Genomic DNA, 20,332 nt, shown 5'->3' with positions numbered 1-20,332 from the left:
GCCCGGCCGCCCCTTCGGTGGGGTGGCCGGGCCGACCGTCTGTCGCGAGCTCCGTTCAGGAACGTTCAGGAACGTTCGAGTTCGCCGTCCGCAAGTCCCGCGGCCCCCTTGGCCGGGGGAGCGGAGCGGCGGGCGGGGGCGGTGGGCGGTGCGCTGGTCTCCGCCAGGGTGCGGCCGCGGGTCTCCTCCGCCCAGAGGAGGGACACCAGCCAGCCCACGAGCGTGATGCCGGCCCCGATCAGCATGGTCGGGCCGATGCCGAGGCGGCTCAGCGAGATCGGCAGCAGGTACGTACCGAGCGCCGCCCCGACGCGGCTGATGGACGTGGCCACACCGCCCGCGGTGGCGCGGATGCCGGTCGGGAAAAGCTCGTTGGGGTACGTCCACTCAAGCACCGTCGGCCCGCCGGAGAACAGCGCGTACGCGCAGAAGCACAGGATGACCGCCGCCACGGGAAGCGAGGAGCCGCCCCCGAGCACCACGAGGGGCACGGCCATCAGGGCGAAGGACCAGATGATGACGGGGCGGCGGCCGATCCGGTCCACCATGCGCAGGGCGGGCAGACAGCCGAGGACGAACACGATGCTGATGAGCGCGGAACCCAGATGGCTGCTGTTCCCTTCGCCCAGCCCGAAGGACCCGAGGATCGTGGGGCCGAACGTCATCAGGGCGAACATCGGCGTGATCTGACACATGTAGAACAGGCCGCAGAACAGGGTCCTGCGCAGATACGCACCCTGGAACAGGTCGCGGACCCGGCTCTGCACCACCGACTGCTCGGCGGCGGAGGCGGCGATCAGCTCCCGGGTCGGCACGGTGCGGCCGAGCGCGCGTCTGATCGCCGCCTGGGCCTCGTCCGTACGCCCCTTGCTGACCAGCCACAGCGGCGACTCCGGGGTGCCCAGACGCATCAGCAGGACCAGCGCGCACAGGACGGCGGAGGAGCCGACCATCCAGCGCCAGGTGCCGTGGCCGCCGATCTCGGCCATGACGAAGCCGACCGCATAGGCCGCGGCCGCGCCGATGTACCAGGCGAGGATGAGGACGCCGAGCAGTCGGCCGCGGTGCTTGTTGGGCACCCATTCGGCCAGCAGGGAGGTCGCGATCGGGTAGTCCGCGCCGATGGCGACGCCGAGCACGAAGCGGAGTATGACGACCTGCCAGCTCTCGGTGACGAAGACCGAGAGCACCGAAGCGCCGACCAGGACGGCCAGGTCGATGGTGTACATCGCCTCCCGGCCGAGCCGGTCCGTCACGGCCCCGAAGAACAGCCCGCCGACGAAGATGCCGACCAGCGCGGCGGCGCCGATCAGGCTCTCCTCGGCCGTGGTCAGGCTGAGTTCGTGGCTCATGCCCACGAGGGAGACGCCGATGATGCTGAGCAGGTAGCCGTCCAGGAACGGGCCTCCGGCGCAGGCCCAGGTGAGTTTGCGGTGGAATCTGTTCAGGGGCGCCTCGTCGATGGCACGGATGGACATCAGACCTCCCGGGATAGGGGACGGGGGACGGCGCAGGCGGCCGCGCGGGCGCACGCGCACCGGGGCACACGCAGCGGCGCACGCGCACCAGGGCACAGTCAGCGGCGCACGCGCACCAGGGCACAGTCAGCGGCGCACGCGCATCAGGACACGGCTGTGCGCGGCGGCTGAAGGGATCGGGGGGCTGCGACGCTCACGTCGTCGTTGCACAACACAGGACGTGTTTCTGCATGCGCAACAATCCATCGATGCCGGGGAGTCGTCAAGACCAACGCGCGAAGAACGCCGCGGTCTTGGCGGGGCCGTCCTTGACAGGCTTCCCGCCGGACGCCATGGTTGCGCAAAATGCATTGCGATGCTCTATATGCAACGTTCCTCGCGACGTTGCCCGCAACGTTGGTTGCAACGTTCCTCCCCGGTCGGCCCCATCGAGGAGCTTGGCAGTGACACATGAGGTACGCGCCGTCGTCGTGCGCGAGACGGGCGCCCACCCCTCGGTGGAGACGGTTCTGGTTCCCGACCCCGGGCCCGGTGAGGTGCTCGTACGGGTGCGCTCCTGCGGGATCTGCCCGGCCGACCTGGACTGGCGGGAGGGCGGCCCCGACGGCAGGTTCCCCGTCCTGCTCGGGCATGAGGCCGCCGGTGTGGTGGCAGCGGCGGGCGCGGGCGTGGCGGGGGTGCGGCCGGGGGACTTCGTGGTCCTCAACCCGCATGCCCCGTGCGGGAGTTGCCGTTCCTGCAGGCATGCCCGCGCCCGTGGCTGCGCCGCCCCGCGCAGGGCCGCCCGCCCGATGACGCTCACCGACGGCACCGAGCTGTCGCCGGCCCTCGGCGTCGGCGCTCTGGCCGAGTGCACCCTGGTCGCCGCGGGCCAGTGCGTCAAGGCCGACCCGGCCGTGTCGTCCGCCGCCGCCGCGCTGCTCGGCTGCAACGTCCTGGCGGGGTACGGCGCCGCCGTCCACGCGGGTGCCGTCGGCCGCGGGGACTCCGTCGCCGTCATCGGCTGCGGCAGCGTGGGCCTGGCCGCGGTCGCCGGCGCCAGGGCGGCCGGGGCGGGCCGCGTCATCGCCGTCGACCCCGACGGCCGCAGGCTCGACCTCGCCGAGCGGTTCGGCGTCACCGGCACCGTCAACTCCGCCCGGATCGACGCCGTCGAGGGCGTCCGCGCCCTGACCGGCGGGCTCGGGGCGGACGTCGTCGTGGACGCGGTGGGCAGCCCCGAGACGTACGCGCAGGCCTTCTACGCCCGCGACCTGGCCGGCACCGTCGTCCTCGCGGGCGCACCCGCGCGGGCGGCGACCGTACGACTGCCGCTGTCCGACGTCTTCGCGCGCGGCGGCGTGCTGAGCTCCCCGCGGCACGGCGGCGGGCTGCCAGCCCGGGACATCGGCGCGCTGCTCGACCTCCACCTCAAGGGCCGCCTCGACCTGGGCGCCTTCCTCGGCCCGAGGATCGGCCTCGGCGACGTGGGGGCGGCGTTCGAGGCGCTGTGTCACGGCGACATGCCCGCCCCGGTCGTCCTGCTGTGAACCCTGCTGCGAAACCGCGGCGCCGGGCCGGGACCCGGCATCCGATTCCGGTGTGGCGCCGCGCCGGAATCCGGCATCCGATTCCGGTGTCCTGAAGCCTCTCCGTACCCCCGTCGGCGGCGTGACCGGCGGGTTTGCCGTGCCGTTCGGGCGTGCGCTCCCGGGGGCGCGGAGCCGCCTGGAATTCCCCCTTGACACCGCCCGGAGACAGCAGGAAAAGTGTTGCGTATAGCAGGGTGCGTTGCGCAATACACAACAAGTTCAACTAAGTATCCAGCACCTACGCGTGCCCCGTCCCACAGCTCCTCGCCCAGTCGGGCACCCGCTCTCTGGAGGTTCTCTCATGATCACGGTGTGCCGTATCGAAGACCTGCCGCCCGGCGAGTCCATCCGCGTCACCGAGGGCGTCCCCGCCCCCGTCGCCCTGTTCCACACGGAAGAGGGCGAGGTCTACGCGATCGACGACACCTGCTCGCACCAGGACGCCTCGCTCAGCGACGGCTGGCTGGAGGGCTGCTACGTCGAATGCCCCCTGCACGCCGCCTTCTTCGACCTGCGCACGGGCGCCCCGACCTGCGCGCCGGCGAAGTTCCCGGTCCGCACCCACCAGGTCTCCGTCGAGAACGGCCACGTCCTGCTGCACGTCTCCGTCGGGGAGCCGGCATGAGGAGCGTCACCGTCGTCGGCGCGTCCCTCGCCGGACTCAGCGCGGTCCGCGCGCTGCGCGCCGAGGGCTTCGAGGGCGACATCACGGTCGTCGGCAAGGAGCTCCATCTCCCGTACGACCGGCCGCCGTTGTCGAAGGACTTCCTCAAGGGGGACGTCGACGCCGGCTCACTCGCGCTCAGCGAGCCCGACGAGTACGAGGACCTGGAAGCCACCTGGCTGCTCGGCGAGGGCGCCGTCGGACTCGACCCGGCGGCGCGCACCGTGACCCTGTCCGGCGGGCGGGAACTGCGCACCGACGGCGTGGTCATCGCCACCGGCGCCACCCCGCGGACGCTGCCCGCGGCGGACGGCCTGGCCGGCGTGCACACCCTGCGCACCCTCGACGACGCCCTGGCGCTGCGCGCCGAACTCCGCGACGGGATGCCGCGCGTCGTCGTCATCGGCGCCGGCTTCATCGGTGCCGAGGTCGCCTCCACGGCCCACCGCCTCGGCCTGCACGTCACCGTCGTCGAGGCCCAGGAAGTGCCGCTCGAACGCCAACTGGGCCGCGACATGGGCCGGTTGGCGGCGGCACTGCACTCCGACCACGGCGTCGACCTGCGCTGCGGCACCGGCGTGACGGGCTTCTCCGGGGACCGCCGCGTCACCGGCGTCCACCTCGCGGACGGCCGCGTCCTGCCCGCCGACGTCGTCGTGATCGGCGTCGGCGTACGACCCGCGACGGACTGGCTCATCGGCTCAGGCGTGGACCTCGACGACGGCGTGGTGTGCGACTCCGGGTGCGCCACGGCCGTCCCCGGCGTGGTGGCCGTCGGCGACATCGCCCGCTGCCCCAACCCCTTCACCGGCCGGCACGCCCGCATCGAGCACTGGAGCAACGCAAACGAGCAGTCGAGGACCGCGGTCCGCACCCTGCTCTCCGGCACCTCCGCCGCACCCCCGGCCACCGCCCCGTACTTCTGGTCGGACCAGTACGGCGTACGCATCCAGCTCGCCGGACACGTACCGGCCGGCGCCGAAGCCCGGGTCGTCGAGGGCGACATCGACAGCCGCTCCTTCGCGGCCGTGTACGAGGTCGCGGGCGCGCCCGTCGCCGCCGTCGCCATGAACCGGCCGAAGCTGTTCAACCGCCTCCGCCGCAGGCTCACCCCCGCCCTGGCGGCGGTCGGCTCCTGAGGCCCGTCCGCCCGAGCAGGGTGACTCAGCCCAGGTAGCCCATGCGGTGACTGATCTCGTCCGCGCCCTTGATCAGGGACGGGGCGATCTCCTCGATCCGCTCCTCGGTGAGGCGGTACGAAGGTCCGGAGGCGCTCAGCGCGGCGATGACGTCCCCGTCCCGGTCGCGCACCGGGGCGGCCATCGCGTGCAGGCCGATCTCCATCTCCTCAAGGGTCAGCGAGTAGCCGCGCTCCCTGGCCTCGGCGAGGTCCTTCTCCAGCTTCGTCTTCGCCGTCAGCGTATGCGGCGTGATCCTCTTCAGGCCCGCCTCCGCCACCAGCGCCGCACGCTCCTTGGCGGGCAGGTGCGCGAGCAGCGCCTTGCCGCTGGACGTGGCGTGCAGCGGGGTCAGCTGGCCGACCCAGTTCTGTGCGGTGATCGCCGAGGGGCCGCGCACCTGGTACAGGTTGATCGCGTAGTGCTCCTGCATCACCGCGATGTTGACGGTCTCGCCGATCTCCTCCGCAAGCCGCTCGCACACGGCGCGGCCCTGCTGCGTGACGTCGATCCGGCCCGTGACGGCGCCCGCGAGCCGGACGATGCCGAAGCCGAGCCGGTACTTGCCGCGCTCCCCGGTCTGCTCGGCGAGCCCGCGCGCCTCCAGCGCGCCGAGCAGCCGGAACGCCGTGGACTTGTGAACATCGATCTCGGCCGCGACCTCGCTGACGCCGGCCTCACCGCGCTGAGCCAGGATCTCAAGCACGCTGATGGCGCGGTCGACGGACTGCACCCCGCCAGGCTGGGACGTTGTCGTCGTTCCATTATCTGGACTGTGGTTGCTCATGACGAAACTATACGCACAGTAAACAACTTCGGGGCAAGTGTGGGGACGTCCCTGTGCTCGACGGTTGCGTGACTCACAACGCCGGACCCACGCGCCGCCCCGGCGAGGGTGCCACATGCGAGCGGGCCACGAACACGCCCCGACGCCGACTGCCTCCCTCCGTAGCGCGCGCTCACTGTCGGTGACACGGAGGAAGGGGCGCTCTCCTCGCCCGGCTCCCCGTCGGCGACAAGGACGCCCGCCGAAGGTGAGCTTCCGTACGACCTGCTGCCCTGCCCGGCGCCGCCGGGCAGGGCTTTCTGTCTTTTCCGGGCCCGTCGGATGGGCTCGTAGGGCAAGGGTGCGCCATGGGTGACGCCATGAGGGCTTGCTGATGGCGCCATGGTGGTGCCATCATGGTGTCACTCACCTCCGCGAGTCAGAAGGACGGCACAGCCATGACTGCCTACGACACCCCCGCCCCGGTCTCCGTGACCGCCCACGTCGACGCCGGCTCGATCCAGTTCCTCGCCGGCGACCGCGCCGACACCGTCGTCGAGGTCCTGCCCCGCGACCCGAAACGCGACCTGGACGTGCGGACCGTCGAGCAGACCCGGGTCTCGTACGCGAGCGGCGGCCTGACCGTCAGGACGCCCAAGAGCAACGTGTTCGGCCGCACCGGAACCGTCGACGTCACCGTCGAACTGCCCGCCGGCTCGCACGTCGAGCTGACCGGCGCCTGGGTCCAGGCCGTCGGCGAGGGGCGCCTCGACGAGGTCCGCGTGAAGACCGCGACCGGCGACGTCCGCCTCGACACGACCGGCCCCCTGCACCTGAACACCGCACACGGCTCGATCACCGTCGGCCGGGTCGAGGGCGCCGCCGAGATCTCCACCAGCTCCGGCAGCCTGCGCGTCGGCCGCATCGAGGGCCCCGCCGTACTGAAGAACGCGCACGGCACCACGACCGTCGGCGCCGCCACCGGACCGCTCACCGTCAACGGCGCCAACGGCGACATCGACATCGCCCGCGCCGAGGACTCGGTCACCGCCACCACCGCCCACGGCACCCTGCGCGTCGCCGAAGTGGCGCGCGGCACCGTCGAGTTGGAGACCGCGCACGGCACCATCGAGGTCGGCGTCCGCAAGGGCACGGCCGCCTGGCTCGACGTCAGCTCCGGCTCCGGGAGGGTGCGCAACACGCTCACCACCGCCGAGGCCCCGGACGACGCCGAGGAGACCGTCACCGTCCGCGCCCGCACCCGGCACGGCAACATCGACGTCCTCCGCGCCGCCGACCAGGCCTGACGCCACCGCCACCCCGCCGGCCCCCACCCCGCCAGCCCCCACCCCGCCAGCCCCCACCCCGCCAGCCCCCAACCCGGGAGACCCCATGCCTTCCTCGGCCCCGCCCGCGAACGGCCGCCCCGGCGCCGGACGCGCACCGCTCGCCATCTCCGCCACCGCACTGCGCAAGTCGTACGGCGACAAGCGCGTCCTCGACGGCATCGACCTGCGCATCCCCGCCGGAACGGTCTTCGCGCTGCTCGGCCCCAACGGCGCGGGCAAGACCACCGCCGTGCAGATCCTCTCCACCCTCATCGCCGCCGACCCCGGCTCGGGACCCGTGCACGTCGGCGGCCACGACCTGGCCGTCGACCCGCAGGCCGTGCGCGCCGCGATCGGCGTCACCGGACAGTTCTCCGCCGTCGACCAGCTGATCACCGGCGAGGAGAACATGCTCCTCATGGCGGACCTGCACCACCTGCCGCGCCGCGAGGGCAGACGTGTCGCCGCCGGACTCCTGCGCCGCTTCGACCTGGTGGAGGCCGCGAAGAAGCCCGCCGCCACCTACTCCGGCGGCATGAGGCGGCGCCTCGACATCGCCATGACCCTCGTCGGCGACCCACGGATCATCTTCCTCGACGAGCCGACCACCGGACTCGACCCGCGCTCCCGGCACGCCATGTGGGGCATCATCCGCGAGCTCGTCGCCGACGGCGTCACCGTCTTCCTCACCACCCAGTACCTGGACGAGGCCGATGAACTCGCCGACCGCATCGCCGTGTTGAGCGACGGCCGGATCGCCGCCGAGGGCAGCGCCGATGAGCTGAAGCGGATCGTCCCGGGCGGCCACGTCCGCCTCCGCTTCGCCGACCCGGCCGCGTACCGGCACGCCGCCGACGCCCTGCGCGAGTACAGCGGACACGTGGAGTCCCTGTCCCTGCAGGTGCCCAGCGACGGCAGCCAGCGCGAACTGCGCTCCCTGCTCGACCAGTTGGACGCCCTCGGCATCCAGGCGGACGAGCTGACCGTGCACACCCCCGACCTCGACGACGTGTTCTTCGCCCTCACCGGCGGCGACACCCGCGTACCCGCCCAGACCGACCGGACCGCCCGGACCACCGACCGGACCGCCCGGACCGACCAGACCGCCCGGACCGACCAGACCGCCCGGACCGTCAAGCCCGAGGAGACCCTCCGATGACCGCCCTCGCCGTACGCGACTCGGCCACCATGCTGCGCCGCAACCTGCTGCACGCCCGGCGCTACCCCTCCCTCACCCTGAACCTGCTGCTCACGCCCATCATGCTGTTGCTGCTGTTCGTCTATCTCTTCGGCGACGTGATGAGCGCCGGCATCGGCGGCGGCGGGCCGGACCGCGCCGAGTACATCGCGTACATCGTCCCCGGCATTCTGCTCATGACCATCGGCGGCACCGTCGTCGGCACCGCGGTGTCCGTGTCCAACGACATGACCGAGGGCATCATCGCCCGCTTCCGCACCATGGCCATCCACCGCGGCTCTGTGCTCATCGGACACGTCGTCGGCAGCGTGCTGCAGGCGATCCTGAGCGTCGTCCTCGTCGGCGCCGTCGGTGTGGCCATCGGCTTCCGCTCCACGGACGCCACGCCGCTGGAGTGGCTGGCCGCGCTCGGACTGCTCGTCCTGTTCGCCACGGCGCTCACCTGGATCGCCGTCGGCATGGGCCTGATCAGCCCGAACGCCGAGGCCGCGAGCAACAACGCGCTGCCGATGATCCTGCTGCCGCTCCTTTCCAGCGCGTTCATCCCCATCGGCACGATGCCGGGCTGGTTCCAGCCGGTCGCCGAGTACCAGCCCTTCACCCCGGCCATCGAGACCCTGCGCGGACTGCTGCTCGGCACGGAGATCGGCCACAACGGCTGGCTGACGGTCGCCTGGAGCGTGGGCCTCGCGGTCCTCGGCTACCTGTGGTCCACGGCGCGCTTCAACCGCGACCCGAAGTAGCCGCGGGCTCGGCCGTGGTGCCCAACAGTGCGGCGGTGAAAGGGTGTTGAGGATGCTTGAGGACATCACGCGTAGCGCCCTCCTCCACCGCCTCGCCCCCGTCCAGTACGACGATCCGCGAGGCCAGGGCGGCCGTGTCCAGGTCGTGAGTGATCAGGACCAGGCACAGCTCGTCCCGCTCCCGCCGCAGCGCGGTGAGCGTGTCCAGGAGGCCGCGCCGGGTGACGGTGTCGAGGCCCGAGGTGATCTCGTCGCAGATCAGCACCCTCGGCCGGGCCAGCAGCGCCCGCGCCAGGGCGGCCCGCTGCAGCTCCCCGCCGGACAGCCGGTCCGGCGGACGGCGTACGAGATCCTCGCCCAGGCCCAGGTCCGCCAGCGTGGCCACCGCCTCCGCGAGCGCCGCGCCCCGGTCGAGCCCGCGCAGCCGCACCGCCGTACGGGCCACCTGGTCCAGGACCGGCCGGTGCTCGTCGAAGGCGGCGCGGGCGTCCTGGAACACGTACTGCACGGCCGCCAGTTGACCCCGGCCGCGGGCGCGCAGGCTGCGGGGGAGCGGGGTGCCGTCCAGCTGGAGTGTGCCGTCGTGGTCCCGGTGCAGTCCCGCCAGGCAGCGGGCCAGGGTGGTCTTGCCGCTGCCCGAACGGCCGACCACGGCCAGGGAATCGCCCGTACGGAGCGTCAGGGCGGGCGCGCGCAACACCGCCGTACGGCCGTGGCGGGCCGTGAAAGGGCCCGTGCGCAGGACGGCCCGGCCTGCCCCGCCGTCCGGCCCGGCCGGTTCCGCGGCGCCGTGGGCCGCCAGGAGCGCCGCCGTCCAGGGGTGCCGTGGCGCCGACCACAGGCGTGCGGCCGGGCCCGACTCGACCACCCGGCCCGCGCGCAGCACGAGGACGTCGTCGGCCAGCTCGCGTACCACGTCCAGGTCGTGGCTGAGCAGGACGACGGCGATGCCCGCCCGGCGCAGCGCCGCGAACCGTTCGACGACATGCCGTTTGGTCAGGGCGTCCTGCCCGGTCGTCGGCTCGTCGGCGACCACCACGCGAGCACCGAGCAGCAACGCCTGGGCCAGGACGACACGCTGCTGCTGGCCTCCCGAGAGCTGATGCGGGAAGCGCCTCAACAGGGCGTCGCCGTCGGGGAGTTGGGCCTCCGTCAAGGTGTGCAGGATGCGCTTACGGGCCGCCTGTCTGCGCTCCCGCCGCGGCAGGTGCCGCACCTGGGTCCGTGCGATGTCCCACAGCAGCGCGCCGACGCGGCGCACCGGGTTGAGGACCGCGCCCGGGTGCTGCGGTACGTACCCCACAAGCCCCTCCGGCGCGCGCACGCGGCCGGTCACGCGCGCGCCGGCCGGGTACTCGCCGAGCAGCGCGAGCCCCGTGGTCGTCTTGCCGCTGCCGGACGCCCCGACCAGCGCGGTGACCGTGCCGGGCCGCACCCGCAGCCGCACCCCGTCCACGATCGCCCGGCCACCGGCCTCGACCCGCAGCCCGTCGATCTCCGCGACGCATTCCGTGTTCATCTCTGCCTCTTCTTCCGGTGTTCCAGCGCGGAGTCGACCAGCAGATTGCCGCCCATGGTCAGCGCGACGATCAGCAGGGCGGGCACGACGACGGCCCAGGGCTGCACGAACAGCCCGGTGCGGTTGCGGTCGACCATCACCGCCCAGTCGGCCGCGTCGGGTTCGACGCCCACCCCGAGGAACGCGGCGGTGGCCACCAGGTACAGGACGCCGGTGAAGCGGAGACCCGCGTCGGCGGCAAGCGTGCGGGTCGCGGAGCGGCCCACGTAGCCCACCGCCGTGCGCCACCACGACTCGCCCTGCATCCGCAGCGCCTCCACGGCAGGACGCGCGGCCGCCTCCGCCGCGGCGGCGCGCACGATCCGGGCCGCGTCCGGGATGTTGACGAGCGCCACCAGGAGCGCGAGCCCCACCGCCCCCGGCGTGAGGACCGCCGCGACGAGCAGGATCATCAGCAGCGACGGTACCGCGAGCAGCACGTCCAGCGGCCGCATCAGCAACTCCTCCAGCCACCCGCGGCGGGTGAGCGCACTCGCCAGGCCGAGGGGCAGCGCCACCGCGTACGCGAGCACCGTCGCGGCGAGCGCGACCAGGACCACCGAACGGCCGCCGAGCAGCACCAGCCGCCAGACGTCCCGCCCCACGAAGTCCGTCCCCAGCCAGTGCCCGCCGCCCGCGGTGAACGACGCGGCCCGCGGCCCCGGCTCGCCCGCGAACAGCGGCCCGAGCAGGGCGAGCAGCAGCGGTACCCCGACGATCAGGCCGCCGAGCAGGAAACGTGAACTGCCCGGTCCGGTACTGGACTTCACGCGGCCACCTCCGCACGCGGAGCCAGCCGGCGGGCGACCAGGTCCGCGCCGGTGTTGAGGACGACGGTCAGCACGCCGAACACGACCGCCAGGCCCTGCACTACGGGCAGGTCGCGTTCGGCGACGGCGTTGATGAGCACGGTCCCGAGTCCGGGGATCACGAACAGCGCCTCCACGACGATGACTCCGCTCAGCAACCAGTCGACGGTGCGGGCGAGTTGCTGGGCGGCGGGGGTGACGGCCGCCGGCAGGGCGTGCGCGTACCGGATCCGGGCGCCCCCGATGCCGTACCGCCGGGCCTGCGCGACGTACGGCGAGGCGAGCGCGTCGATCATCCCGGCCCGTACGAGCCGCGCCAGCGTGCACACCGGCCGGGCGAGCAGCACGAGCACGGGCAGCACGAGCACCGCCGGATGGGCGGCCAGGTCCGCGCCGTAGCCCACGGCGGTCGGCGGCAGCCAGCCCAGGCGGATCGCGAACACGGTGCTGAGCAGCACCCCGCAGGCGAACTCCGGCACGGCGTACAGGCCGAGCGTCACCGAGCTGACCAGGCGGTCCGCCCACCGCCCCGCGTGCCGGGCGGCGAGCACGCCCAGGCCGACGCCGAGCGGGACGAGCAGCGCCAGGGTGAGCGCGGCGAGCAGCAGCGTCGGCCCGAAGCCGTCGCTGATGTACGTGCTGACCGGGCGCCCGGAGGCCAGCGAGGTGCCGAGGCCGCCGTGCGCCAGGCCCGCCGCCCAGTCCGCCAGGCGCTCCACGGCCGGCCGGTCCAGGCCCATCGACGCACGGATCGCCGCGATCCGCGCCGGGTCCGGCCGGTCGCCGGCCAGGGCGACGGCGGCGTCGCCCGGCAGCGCCTCGGTGAGCGCGAAGACCAGCAGCACGACGGCCGCCGTCTGCGCCGCACCGAGCAGCAGCCGCCGGGCGAGCAGGCGGCGCAGTCCGCTCACGCGAGCCACACCTTGTCGAACCGCGCCCAGTCCAGGGAGTTGGCGGGCGCGTCCGTCTCGACGCCCCGGACGTTACGGGCCGTGCCGAGGATCCAGTCCGCGAACCCCCAGACCAGGAAGCCGCCCTCCGCGTGCAGGCGGCGCTGCATCCGCCGGTAGACGGCGCCGCGCGCCTTCTTGTCCCGGGTGGACTGCGCCTGCTGGTAGAGGGCGTCGAAGTCCTTGTGCCTCCAGTGCGTGGCGTTGGTGGTGGAGCCGGTGAGGAGGCGCTGCGAGAAGTGCGCCTCGATGGGCATCGCCCCGGAGCGGTACGAGCAGATCGTGCCGCCGTCGAGGATGTCCCGCCAGTAGCTGTCCTTGCTGCCGCTCTTCACCCTGACCTCGACGCCTGCCTCGGCGGCCTGGTCGCGGAAGATCGAGGCGGCCTCGGTGAACCCGGCGGCGACGGGTGAGGTGTCGAGGGTGACCGTGAGATCTTCGGCACCGGCCTTCTTCAGCAGCGCCTTGGCCCGGCCGAGGTCCTGCTCGCGCTGCGGGAGGCCGTCGGCGTAGTACTCGTACCCCTTGCCGAACAGATCGTTGCCGATCTCGCCCGCGCCCGACAGCGCGCCCGCGACGAGCTCCTTGCGGTCGGCGATCAGGAAGAACGCCTCCCGGACCCGCGGGTCGTCGAAGGGCTTGCGGTCGGTCTTCATCGCGAAGGACTGCATCGCGCTGTTGCTCAGGCGCACGATCTCGATCCGGCCCCGGCCCTCGTGGGCGCGGCCCGTGGTGGGGTTGAGCTCGTGCGCGTACTCGACCTGGCCGCCGAGCAGGGCGTTGATACGGGCGGACTCCTCGTTGGCGACGACGATCTCCAGCTCGTCGAGGTGCGGGGCGCCCTCCCAGTAGTCCGGGTTGCGCCGGAAGACGGCGGACCGGCCGGGCGCGAACGACACGAAGCGGAACGGGCCGCTGCCGACCGGCTGCTCGTCGAACTCCTCGGCGCCCTCGGGCACGATGTACGCGCCGAACGTGGCCAGGATGTTGGGGAACTCGGCGGTCGGCCGTTTCAGCACGAACTCGACGGTCCGCTCGTCCACGGCCCGGCTGGCCTTCAGGTCGATGGGCTCCAGGGACGCCTTCGCGCGGAACGCCTTCTTCGGGTCGGCGATGCGGCGGTAGCTGTAGAGCACGTCCTTGCCGGTGACGGGCTTGCCGTCGTGGAAGGCCGCCTTGCGCAGTCTGACCGTCCAGCGGTCGAGGCCCGCGTTCGACTCCCAGCCGGAGGCGAGGCGCGGCTCGGCGGACAGGTCGGAGCCGTAGTCGGCGAGCTTGTCGAACAGGGCCTTGGCGCGGGCCACGTCGGCGAACAGGTTGCTCAGGTGCGGGTCCAGGGTCTCGCTGGCCCCGCCGCCCGCGAAGGCGGCCCGGAGGCGGCCGCCCCGCTGCGGCTTGCCGTCGCCCTTGCCGCCGGCCGTGGTGTCGGTACCGGCGCCGCAGCCGGTCAGCGCGAGCGCGCCGAGCCCGGCGGCGCCGGACACGGCGAGAAAGCCTCGGCGGCCGAGTCCGGGGAAGCGGTGGTCAGGGGTGTCGTTCATGGCGGTGTCCTTGTCGTGTGCGGCCCGAAGTGACGGGCAGATCAGGTCGGTTGAGGCGGGCGACCAGGTGCAGCCGGTCGGCGTCCGTGACCGATCCGGGCGCGTCCCCCTCGCGCCAGGCCGGTTCGGAACGGGGCCCGGGCCCGTCGTGCAGGGCCAGCACCTCGAAGCCGTGGCCGGCCAGCATGTGCCGCAGTTCCTGCGGGAAGAGCAGCCGCCAGGCGGACCGCTGCTCCACCGGCGCCGCCCCGTCGTCGCTGGTCCACACCCGGGTGCGGCGCAGGAGTTGCGCGGTGCGGTCGACGGACAGCGTGGTGGTGGACTCGTACGCGACGCCCCGCCACATGAAGCCGTCGACGCGCGGCGCGCCGAGGAGTTCCGTACGGCCCAGGAAGAACGCGCCGTTGCGCAGCTCCGCGACAAGCAGCCCGCCGGGCGTCAGGCACCCCCGCACCGAGGCGAGGAACCCGTCGAGCTCGGCATTGGTGTGGCAGTGGAGCAGCGCACTGTCCAGACACACCACCGCGTCGAACTCCCGCCCGGGCAAGGCGAATTGCCGCAGGTCGGCGCGGCGGTACTCGGGGCCGGGGTGCTGGGCGCGGGCGTACGAGAGCATCGCGTCGGACAGGTCGGCGCCGGTGACCGTGCGGCCCGCGCGGTGCAGGTGCGCGGCGTCCCGGCCGGTGCCGCAGCCCAGGTCGAGGACGCGCGGGCCCGATCCGTACCGGCGCAGCGTGTCCTCGGCCCAGCGCCCGGCGAGCCGATCGGGGTCGGGGAAGCGGGCCTCGTACAGCTCGGGGTTGTCGGTGAGCAGGTTCTGGGTGCTCAGCCGTGGCCCGCTCATGCCGTCGCCTCGGCGGGCGCGGCGCGCTCGGCGGGCGCGGCGGGTGCGGGCAGGGCGGCGCGCCGGTGCAGCCAGGCCACCGCGGCGGCCGAGGCGAGGCCGAAGGCCAGGCAGCACACCCAGGGCAGCCAGCCGAGGCCGGTGCGCGCACCGGTGTCCATGGCCCAGCCGACGCCGGTGTTGCCGACGGCGGCCGCCACCCCCGAGACCACGTAGAACAGGCCGAAGTACGTGCCGGTCAGCTCGGGGCGGCCGAAGCCCGGGATCAGCTCCATGACGAACGGCTGGGCGATCATCACGCCGAGGTACAGGAGCAGCGCACCGGCGAGCACGGGCACCGCCCGCAGCGCCGCGTCCGCCACACCGTCGGGGGCGCCCTCGTACAGCGTCACCGCCAGCGGAGGCAGGAACGACAGGCCCATCAGCGCCACCCCCGCACTGATCCAACGCGCCCTGCTGCCCCGGCACTTGAGGGCGCGCGTGATGCGCAGCTGGAGCCACAGGTTGGTGAGCGTGCCGACCAGGAAGACAAGTCCGGCGGCGCCGTCCCAGCCGGTGGCGCGGCGCGCGCCGTCCGGGAGCAGCAGATACAGCTGGTTCTCCAGGGTGAACAGGCCGACCATGGCGAGCGCGAACGCCACGAAGCGCCGGTTGCCCACCACCTCCCGCCAGTCCGCGACGACGCTGTTTGCGCGGGCCTCGACCTTCCGCGCCGGAAGCACCACCGCCTGGGCGACCGTCAGCACCGCGAAGATCCCGGCGGCCGTGAGCGCCGAGGTGCGGAAGTCGACCAGGAGCAGCGCACTGCCGAGCAGCGGGCCGATCAGCGCGCCCGTGGTGGCGAACACGTTGAACAGCGCGAACGCCTCCGCCTTGCGCGCGCCCGCCTCCAGGGCCAGATAGGCGCGCACGGCCGGGTTGAACAGCGCCCCGGCGAGCCCGCTGAGCACCGAGGCGGCGAGCAGCACGGCAAGCCCGTCGCCGAGCGCGAACAGGCCGAAGCCGACCGTGCGCAGGGCGCATCCGGCGATAATGACGCCGCGCGCCCCGAGCCGGTCCGCGGCCGAACCGCCGATGAGGAACAGACCCTGCTGGCTGAGGTTGCGCACGCCGAGCACCATCCCGACGACCGCCGCCGACAGGCCGAGGTCGTCGCTCAGGTGCAGGGCGAGATAGGGGACGAGCAGGTAGAAGCCGGTGTTGACGCCGAGCTGGTTGACCAGGAGCAGCCGGATCGCGAGCGGGAAGGAGCGCGCCTCGCGCAGCAGCGGGAAGGAGCGCGTCGCGCGCAGCAGCCGGAAGGAGCGCGTCGCGCGCAGCGCGTTCACGCCTCCGCCCCCGCCGCACGCAGCCGTACGCCGAGTCCCGAACCCGCGGGGGCGGTCACGGTTCCGTCGGCGCCGCCGATGCCGGTCCACGGGTCGTCGGCGAGCAGCAGATGCCCGTCGAGGTCGACCCAGCGGGCCCGGTCCACGAGGTGCACGGCGGGCGCGATGCCGAGGGTGCTGGCGGTCAGGCAGCCCAGCATCAGCGCGGTGCCCGTGCCCTCGACCAGCTCGGCGATCCGCAGGGCCGCGCCGGCCCCGCCGCACTTGGCGAGCTTGACGTTGATGCCGTGCACGCGCCCGGCGAGCCGCGCCGCGTCCGCGAGGTCCGCCGCGTCCTCGTCCGCGATGACCGGCAGCGGCGACGCCTCGGCGAGCCGCGCCAGCTCGTCCGGAGTGCCCGGCGGCACCGGCTGCTCCACGGCCTCCACGCCCAGATCGGCGTACTGCGGGAGCAGGTGGCGGGCGGTCGCGAAGCCCCATGCCCCGTTGGGGTCGAGCAGCAGGCGGGCCCCGGGCGCGGCGGCCCGTACGGCCCGGACGCGCGCCAGGTCGTCCGCGGGGTCCGGGGTGCCGGCCTTCACCTTGAGCACGGAGAACCCGGCGCGGACCAGTGCGGCGGCCTGGGCGGCGGCCCGGTCGGGCCGGGTGATGCCGATGGTGCGGGCGGTCGCGGCGGAGGGGCGGGCCGCGGCGGAGCCGAGGAGGCGGTGCACGGGCAGGCCCGCGCGCCGGCCGGCGAGGTCGAGGAGCGCGGACTCCACGGCGGCCATCACGCCGGGCGCCGCGCCGGGCCCCGAGCTGCGCGCTGCGCCGGGCGCCGCGCCGGGCCCCGAGCTGCGCGCTGCGCCGGGCGCCGCGCCGGGACGCCCGGGCTCGTCCCGCAGGGCGTCAAGGGCGGTCTCCGGGTCGGGGAAGCCGGTCAACCACCGCCCGCAGGCGTGCAGTTGACGCTCCAGTTCGGGGGCGTCGAGGCCGTAGTACACGCTGCTGACGGCCTCGCCGTGGCCGCGCTGCCCGTCGTGCTCGACGGTCAGCCACACGGCGTCACGGGCGGCCATGGTGGAGCGGGATATTCGCAGGGGTTCGGTGAGCTGGAGGCGCACGGTGCGCAGAGTTGACTTCACTGGTGTTCTTCCACTGGGGTGCTGAGGCCCGCCGCAGGGTGGGCGAGCGGGTCGGTGACGGTGCCGCACCGCACCCAGCCGGCGGCCTCCACGGCCCGGGGGTACGGGATCTCCACGGGGCGTACGGCGGCGGTGCGGTCGAGTCCGTGCGCGGCGGCGAAGTCGTCGTCGTACACGCTGTTCAGGTAGCGGTGCGGGCCGTCGGGGAAGACCGTGGCGACCACCGCCCCGGGGTGGACGCGGGCCGCCCACGCGGCGACGAGGGCCGCGGCCCCGGTGCTCCAGCCGCCGCTGACGAACGCGCCCGCGGCGAGGCGGCGGCAGGCGTCGGCGGCCTCGGCCGGGCCCACCCAGTGCACCTCGTCGAACGCGTCGTAGGCGACGTTGCGCGGATGGATGGAGCTGCCCAGGCCGCGCATCAGCCGGGGCCTGGCGGGCTGCCCGAAGATTGTCGAGCCGGTGGCGTCCACGCCGATCAGCCGCAGCTGCGGCCAGTGCCGCCGCAGCGGACCGATCACGCCCGCACTGTGCCCGCCGGTGCCGACACTGCACACCAGGATGTCCAAGTGGTCCAGCTGCGCGGCGAGTTCGGCCGCGAGCGAGGTGTAACCGGCGGTGTTGTCCGGGTTGTTGTACTGGTCGGGCCAGTACGCGCCCGGGAGTACCGCGAGCAGTTCCCGGAGCCGGGCGAGCCGCGCCGCCTGCCAGCCGCCCTCGGCCGCCGGACGGTCGACGATCTCAAGCCGGGCGCCGTGCGCCCGCAGCAACTGCCGCATGGACGGCTCCAGTTCGGCGTCCCCGACGAGCACGATCGGATGCCCCAGCGCCTGACCGGCGAAGGCGAGGCCCACGCCGAGCGTCCCCGAGGTGGACTCCACCACCGGCGCACCCGGCCGCAGCTCGCCGCGCTCACGGGCGCCGAGCAGCATCGACACGGCTGCCCGCGCCTTCATGCCGCCCGCCCCGAGCCCTTCGAGCTTCGCCCAGAAACCGGGCTGCGGACAGGGCAGGTCGACGGTGACATGCGCGAGCGGGGTGCCGCCGAGCAGCCGCAGCAACTCCCGGTTGCCGTAGGTGTGTTGAGGGCGGCGGTCGGTCAGGACGCTCATCGGGCGGCCCCGTACCGGTGCACCGTGCCAGGACCGCCGTCCAGCCAGAAGAACGGGTACGGCTCGGCGCACACCGCGCTCACGCCGGCGCCGATCAGCCGGGGCAGCACCGCGCTGCCGGTCTGCGCGAACATCACGAGCGGCTTGCCGTGTGCGAGGGCGTGCTCCCGCAACGGCTCGAAGCTGCCGTTGCCGAGCGTCATCCCGGACGCGAGCACCACCTCGCAGCGCTCAAGCGCGGCGTGCGCGTCCGTCCGTACGGGCTCGCCCCATTCGGTCGTACCGCCCTTGAGGTCGCACGGCACATACCGGAGTCCGCGCTCCCGCAACGCTTCGAGCAGCGAGTTCACGACGCCGACGACCAGCACCCTCGCACCCGGCGCCGCGTCGATCAGCTCCACGACGGCCCGCGCCCGCGCCCGCGACTTGTCCAGGGAGCCACCGGCGGGCAGGGCGAAGGGCCGCGCACCGTGCGCGGGGGAGTGCGGCCGGGCCCGCATCAGATACGCGTCGAGCGCCGCCACCCGCACCGGAAGGGGCGCGTGGCCCAGGAGTCGGGCGATGTCCGCACCCACGCACTCCTCCACCGCCCCGTCGGACAGCTCGCCCGGCTCGACCGCGCAGGACCCGACGGCCTCGCCGAGGCGCAGGCTGAGCACCTCGTTGCGGTAGCCGCCGCAGCGCCCCTCGTGCCGTACGGCCTGCCGGGTGGTGAACGCCACCGACACCCGCTCGGCCCGCGGATCCGGCCCGAACTCCCCGCGCAGCACGGCCGCGACGAGATCCTGGTACGACGACGCGTCGGCCCGTACGGCCGTGGCGGTGCTCATCGGGCGGCCTCCACCTGCGGACCGAGCACGGCGAGCAGGGCCTCGACACGGTCGCGGGCGCCCGGACCGTCCGCGTCACCGGCCATGACGTGGCCCAGGTACTCGTTGTTGCTCCCGGCGGCCCTGACCGCCCGCCCCGGCTCGGCGAGCTGCAGCTCCAACAGCCCCTCGGCGTCCCGCACTTGACCGGCCCCCGCGATCTGAGTCAGCGTCCCTTCCGTCTCCGGTACGAGGAACCCGATCGCGGCGCTGCTCAGCCCCGTCGCCCTGCGCTCCAGGTCGGGTGCGCGGCCGAGGGCGACGTCCACCGCGGCCGCGGCCAGGTCGACGCCGGTGACGTGCCGGACCAGTTCGGTGATGCGGTTGCCCGCGGGCCGCGGGTTGACCTCGACGACGCGCGGCCCGTCCGTGGTCAGCTTGACCTCGGTGTGCGCCACGACCTCGTCGAGGCCCAGCGCCTGCACGGCCGCGCACGCGGTGTGCACGGCGGCCTCCGCGTCCGCCGCCGCAAGTGCCGCGGGGAACATGTGGCCCGTCTCGATGAACGCGGGTGCCCCGCCCACACTCTTGTCGGTGACGCCGACGACGTGCGCGGTCCCGCCGTACGACACCGTCTCGACGCTGACCTCAAGGCCGTCGAGCAGCTCCTCCAGGAGGACGACCGGATCGCGGCGCTGGCCCCGGGCGTTCACCGGGAAGCCGGCCAGGGCGCGGTGGGCGCGGGCCAGCGCGGCCTCGTCGTCCACCCGGCGCACGAACATGCCCGCGCACAGGTCGACCGGCTTGAGCACCAGCGGAAAGCCAAGACCGCGCGCCGCGTCCGTGGCCTCCGCCAGGCTCGCGCACACCGCGAACCGCGGCCCCGGCACCCGGGCGTCGGCAAGGACCCGACGCGTCAGGTCCTTGCGGCAGGCGCTCCCGACCGACTCCGCCGTGGGGCCGGGAAGGCCGAGCCGGCCGGCGATCCGGGCGGCCGTGGGCAGGTAGTAGTCGCACGACGTGATGACCCCGTCGAAGCGCAGCGCCGCGTGCGCCCGCTCGACGAACGGCAGCAGCGCCTCGGCGTCGTTGGTCTCGGCGGTCAGCACATGCCGCGCCCCGAGCAGCGGATGCGCGGCGGCCTCCGGGGCGGCGCGCAGGTAGTGGTGCAGGTCACGGGTGAGGAACGTGAACGCGTGCCCCGCCTCGCGGATCGCCCGAGGCAGCAGTCTGCTCATCGATCCCACCCAGCTCTCGACCATCAGCAGATGTGCCACAACGTCCCCTTTTCAGCGCTTGATTGGGCATGACGGCCCTGCGTACGACGGCCCTCG

At 73.7% G+C, this 20,332-nt stretch carries 18 protein-coding genes; 6 read left to right on the top strand and 12 right to left on the bottom strand.

Translation table 11 applies throughout. The annotated features are described in order from the left end of the window. Positions 1-65: 65 nt before the first annotated feature. Complete coding sequence (locus tag QIS99_RS02430) at positions 66-1,478, bottom strand: MFS transporter (RefSeq protein WP_282509831.1); 1,413 nt, start codon at positions 1,476-1,478, stop codon at positions 66-68. Between the two features lie 443 nt (positions 1,479-1,921). Between QIS99_RS02430 and QIS99_RS02425 the strand changes: the two genes are divergently transcribed. The 3 genes from QIS99_RS02425 to QIS99_RS02415 all read left to right on the top strand — a co-directional run bounded on the left by QIS99_RS02425 (position 1,922) and on the right by QIS99_RS02415 (position 4,852). Continuing rightward, complete coding sequence (locus QIS99_RS02425; RefSeq protein ID WP_282509829.1) at positions 1,922-3,007, top strand: zinc-binding dehydrogenase; 1,086 nt, start codon at positions 1,922-1,924, stop codon at positions 3,005-3,007. 343 nt (positions 3,008-3,350) lie between these two features. Further along, entirely contained in the window at positions 3,351-3,674 is a 324-nt protein-coding gene (locus tag QIS99_RS02420; protein WP_282509827.1) for a bifunctional 3-phenylpropionate/cinnamic acid dioxygenase ferredoxin subunit, read from the top strand. Next, the gene (locus QIS99_RS02415) at positions 3,671-4,852 is read left to right on the top strand and encodes an NAD(P)/FAD-dependent oxidoreductase (protein ID WP_282509825.1); all 1,182 of its coding nucleotides are present in this window, start codon (positions 3,671-3,673) and stop codon (positions 4,850-4,852) included. Before QIS99_RS02420 ends, QIS99_RS02415 begins: the two co-directional genes overlap by 4 nt. Positions 4,853-4,877: 25 nt before the next feature. Here the strand turns inward: QIS99_RS02415 and QIS99_RS02410 are convergent, their stop codons facing one another. Continuing rightward, positions 4,878-5,678: an IclR family transcriptional regulator gene (locus QIS99_RS02410; RefSeq protein ID WP_282509823.1), complete on the bottom strand. Its 801-nt coding sequence runs from the start codon at positions 5,676-5,678 to the stop codon at positions 4,878-4,880. Between the two features lie 437 nt (positions 5,679-6,115). Here QIS99_RS02410 and QIS99_RS02405 point away from each other — a divergent pair, with 437 nt between their 5' ends. The 3 genes from QIS99_RS02405 (at position 6,116) to QIS99_RS02395 (ending at position 8,926) form a co-directional block, all read left to right on the top strand. Beyond that, positions 6,116-6,964 (top strand): DUF4097 family beta strand repeat-containing protein, encoded by an 849-nt coding sequence (locus QIS99_RS02405; RefSeq protein WP_282509821.1) that lies wholly within the window; start codon positions 6,116-6,118, stop codon positions 6,962-6,964. 85 nt (positions 6,965-7,049) lie between these two features. Then, complete coding sequence (locus tag QIS99_RS02400; protein WP_282509820.1) at positions 7,050-8,144, top strand: ATP-binding cassette domain-containing protein; 1,095 nt, start codon at positions 7,050-7,052, stop codon at positions 8,142-8,144. Continuing rightward, entirely contained in the window at positions 8,141-8,926 is a 786-nt protein-coding gene (locus QIS99_RS02395) for an ABC transporter permease (RefSeq protein ID WP_282509818.1), read from the top strand. Before QIS99_RS02400 ends, QIS99_RS02395 begins: the two co-directional genes overlap by 4 nt. Here the strand turns inward: QIS99_RS02395 and QIS99_RS02390 are convergent. Genes QIS99_RS02390 through QIS99_RS02345 form a run of 10 tightly spaced genes read right to left on the bottom strand, consistent with a single transcriptional unit; the run spans position 8,907 to position 20,275 of the window. Then, positions 8,907-10,445, bottom strand: a complete 1,539-nt coding sequence (locus QIS99_RS02390; protein WP_282509815.1) for an ABC transporter ATP-binding protein — start codon at positions 10,443-10,445, stop codon at positions 8,907-8,909. The genes QIS99_RS02395 and QIS99_RS02390 overlap by 20 nt on opposite strands. Further along, positions 10,442-11,254: an ABC transporter permease gene (locus QIS99_RS02385; protein WP_282509814.1), complete on the bottom strand. Its 813-nt coding sequence runs from the start codon at positions 11,252-11,254 to the stop codon at positions 10,442-10,444. The genes QIS99_RS02390 and QIS99_RS02385 overlap by 4 nt, the downstream gene beginning before the upstream one ends. Continuing rightward, entirely contained in the window at positions 11,251-12,204 is a 954-nt protein-coding gene (locus tag QIS99_RS02380; RefSeq protein ID WP_282509812.1) for an ABC transporter permease, read from the bottom strand. Before QIS99_RS02380 ends, QIS99_RS02385 begins: the two co-directional genes overlap by 4 nt. After that, positions 12,201-13,784 (bottom strand): ABC transporter substrate-binding protein, encoded by a 1,584-nt coding sequence (locus QIS99_RS02375; protein WP_282509810.1) that lies wholly within the window; start codon positions 13,782-13,784, stop codon positions 12,201-12,203. The genes QIS99_RS02380 and QIS99_RS02375 overlap by 4 nt, the downstream gene beginning before the upstream one ends. Then, positions 13,768-14,628 (bottom strand): class I SAM-dependent DNA methyltransferase, encoded by an 861-nt coding sequence (locus QIS99_RS02370; protein WP_282509808.1) that lies wholly within the window; start codon positions 14,626-14,628, stop codon positions 13,768-13,770. The genes QIS99_RS02375 and QIS99_RS02370 overlap by 17 nt, the downstream gene beginning before the upstream one ends. After that, on the bottom strand, positions 14,625-15,947 hold the full coding sequence (locus QIS99_RS02365) for an MFS transporter (protein WP_456316490.1): 1,323 nt from the start codon (positions 15,945-15,947) through the stop codon (positions 14,625-14,627). The genes QIS99_RS02370 and QIS99_RS02365 overlap by 4 nt, the downstream gene beginning before the upstream one ends. A gap of 5 nt (positions 15,948-15,952) precedes the next feature. Next, a complete protein-coding gene (locus tag QIS99_RS02360) occupies positions 15,953-17,080 on the bottom strand; it encodes an enolase C-terminal domain-like protein (protein ID WP_282509805.1) in 1,128 nt (375 codons plus the stop codon). Next, the gene (locus tag QIS99_RS02355) at positions 17,077-18,189 is read right to left on the bottom strand and encodes a PLP-dependent cysteine synthase family protein (protein ID WP_282509803.1); all 1,113 of its coding nucleotides are present in this window, start codon (positions 18,187-18,189) and stop codon (positions 17,077-17,079) included. The genes QIS99_RS02360 and QIS99_RS02355 overlap by 4 nt, the downstream gene beginning before the upstream one ends. Then, complete coding sequence (locus tag QIS99_RS02350) at positions 18,186-19,019, bottom strand: Rossmann-like domain-containing protein (RefSeq protein WP_282509801.1); 834 nt, start codon at positions 19,017-19,019, stop codon at positions 18,186-18,188. Before QIS99_RS02350 ends, QIS99_RS02355 begins: the two co-directional genes overlap by 4 nt. After that, entirely contained in the window at positions 19,016-20,275 is a 1,260-nt protein-coding gene (locus QIS99_RS02345) for an ATP-grasp domain-containing protein (RefSeq protein ID WP_282509800.1), read from the bottom strand. Before QIS99_RS02345 ends, QIS99_RS02350 begins: the two co-directional genes overlap by 4 nt. Positions 20,276-20,332 lie beyond the last annotated feature (57 nt).

It is taken from the genome of Streptomyces solicavernae, from assembly GCF_029968095.1.
Classification (GTDB): domain Bacteria; phylum Actinomycetota; class Actinomycetes; order Streptomycetales; family Streptomycetaceae; genus Streptomyces; species Streptomyces solicavernae.
This window is presented reverse-complemented; position numbering and strand designations above follow the sequence as displayed.

Bases quoted from the DNA above. Each gene is read 5' to 3' on its own strand.
- QIS99_RS02410 (WP_282509823.1), bottom strand. From the start codon at position 5,678: ATGAGCAACCACAGTCCAGATAATGGAACGACGACAACGTCCCAGCCT.
- QIS99_RS02430 (WP_282509831.1), bottom strand. From the start codon at position 1,478: ATGTCCATCCGTGCCATCGACGAGGCGCCCCTGAACAGATTCCACCGC.
- QIS99_RS02375 (WP_282509810.1), bottom strand. From the start codon at position 13,784: ATGAACGACACCCCTGACCACCGCTTCCCCGGACTCGGCCGCCGAGGC.
- QIS99_RS02355 (WP_282509803.1), bottom strand. From the start codon at position 18,189: ATGAGCGTCCTGACCGACCGCCGCCCTCAACACACCTACGGCAACCGG.
- QIS99_RS02390 (WP_282509815.1), bottom strand. From the start codon at position 10,445: ATGAACACGGAATGCGTCGCGGAGATCGACGGGCTGCGGGTCGAGGCC.
- QIS99_RS02370 (WP_282509808.1), bottom strand. From the start codon at position 14,628: ATGAGCGGGCCACGGCTGAGCACCCAGAACCTGCTCACCGACAACCCC.
- QIS99_RS02400 (WP_282509820.1), top strand. From the start codon at position 7,050: ATGCCTTCCTCGGCCCCGCCCGCGAACGGCCGCCCCGGCGCCGGACGC.
- QIS99_RS02395 (WP_282509818.1), top strand. From the start codon at position 8,141: ATGACCGCCCTCGCCGTACGCGACTCGGCCACCATGCTGCGCCGCAAC.
- QIS99_RS02405 (WP_282509821.1), top strand. From the start codon at position 6,116: ATGACTGCCTACGACACCCCCGCCCCGGTCTCCGTGACCGCCCACGTC.
- QIS99_RS02420 (WP_282509827.1), top strand. From the start codon at position 3,351: ATGATCACGGTGTGCCGTATCGAAGACCTGCCGCCCGGCGAGTCCATC.
- QIS99_RS02415 (WP_282509825.1), top strand. From the start codon at position 3,671: ATGAGGAGCGTCACCGTCGTCGGCGCGTCCCTCGCCGGACTCAGCGCG.
- QIS99_RS02350 (WP_282509801.1), bottom strand. From the start codon at position 19,019: ATGAGCACCGCCACGGCCGTACGGGCCGACGCGTCGTCGTACCAGGAT.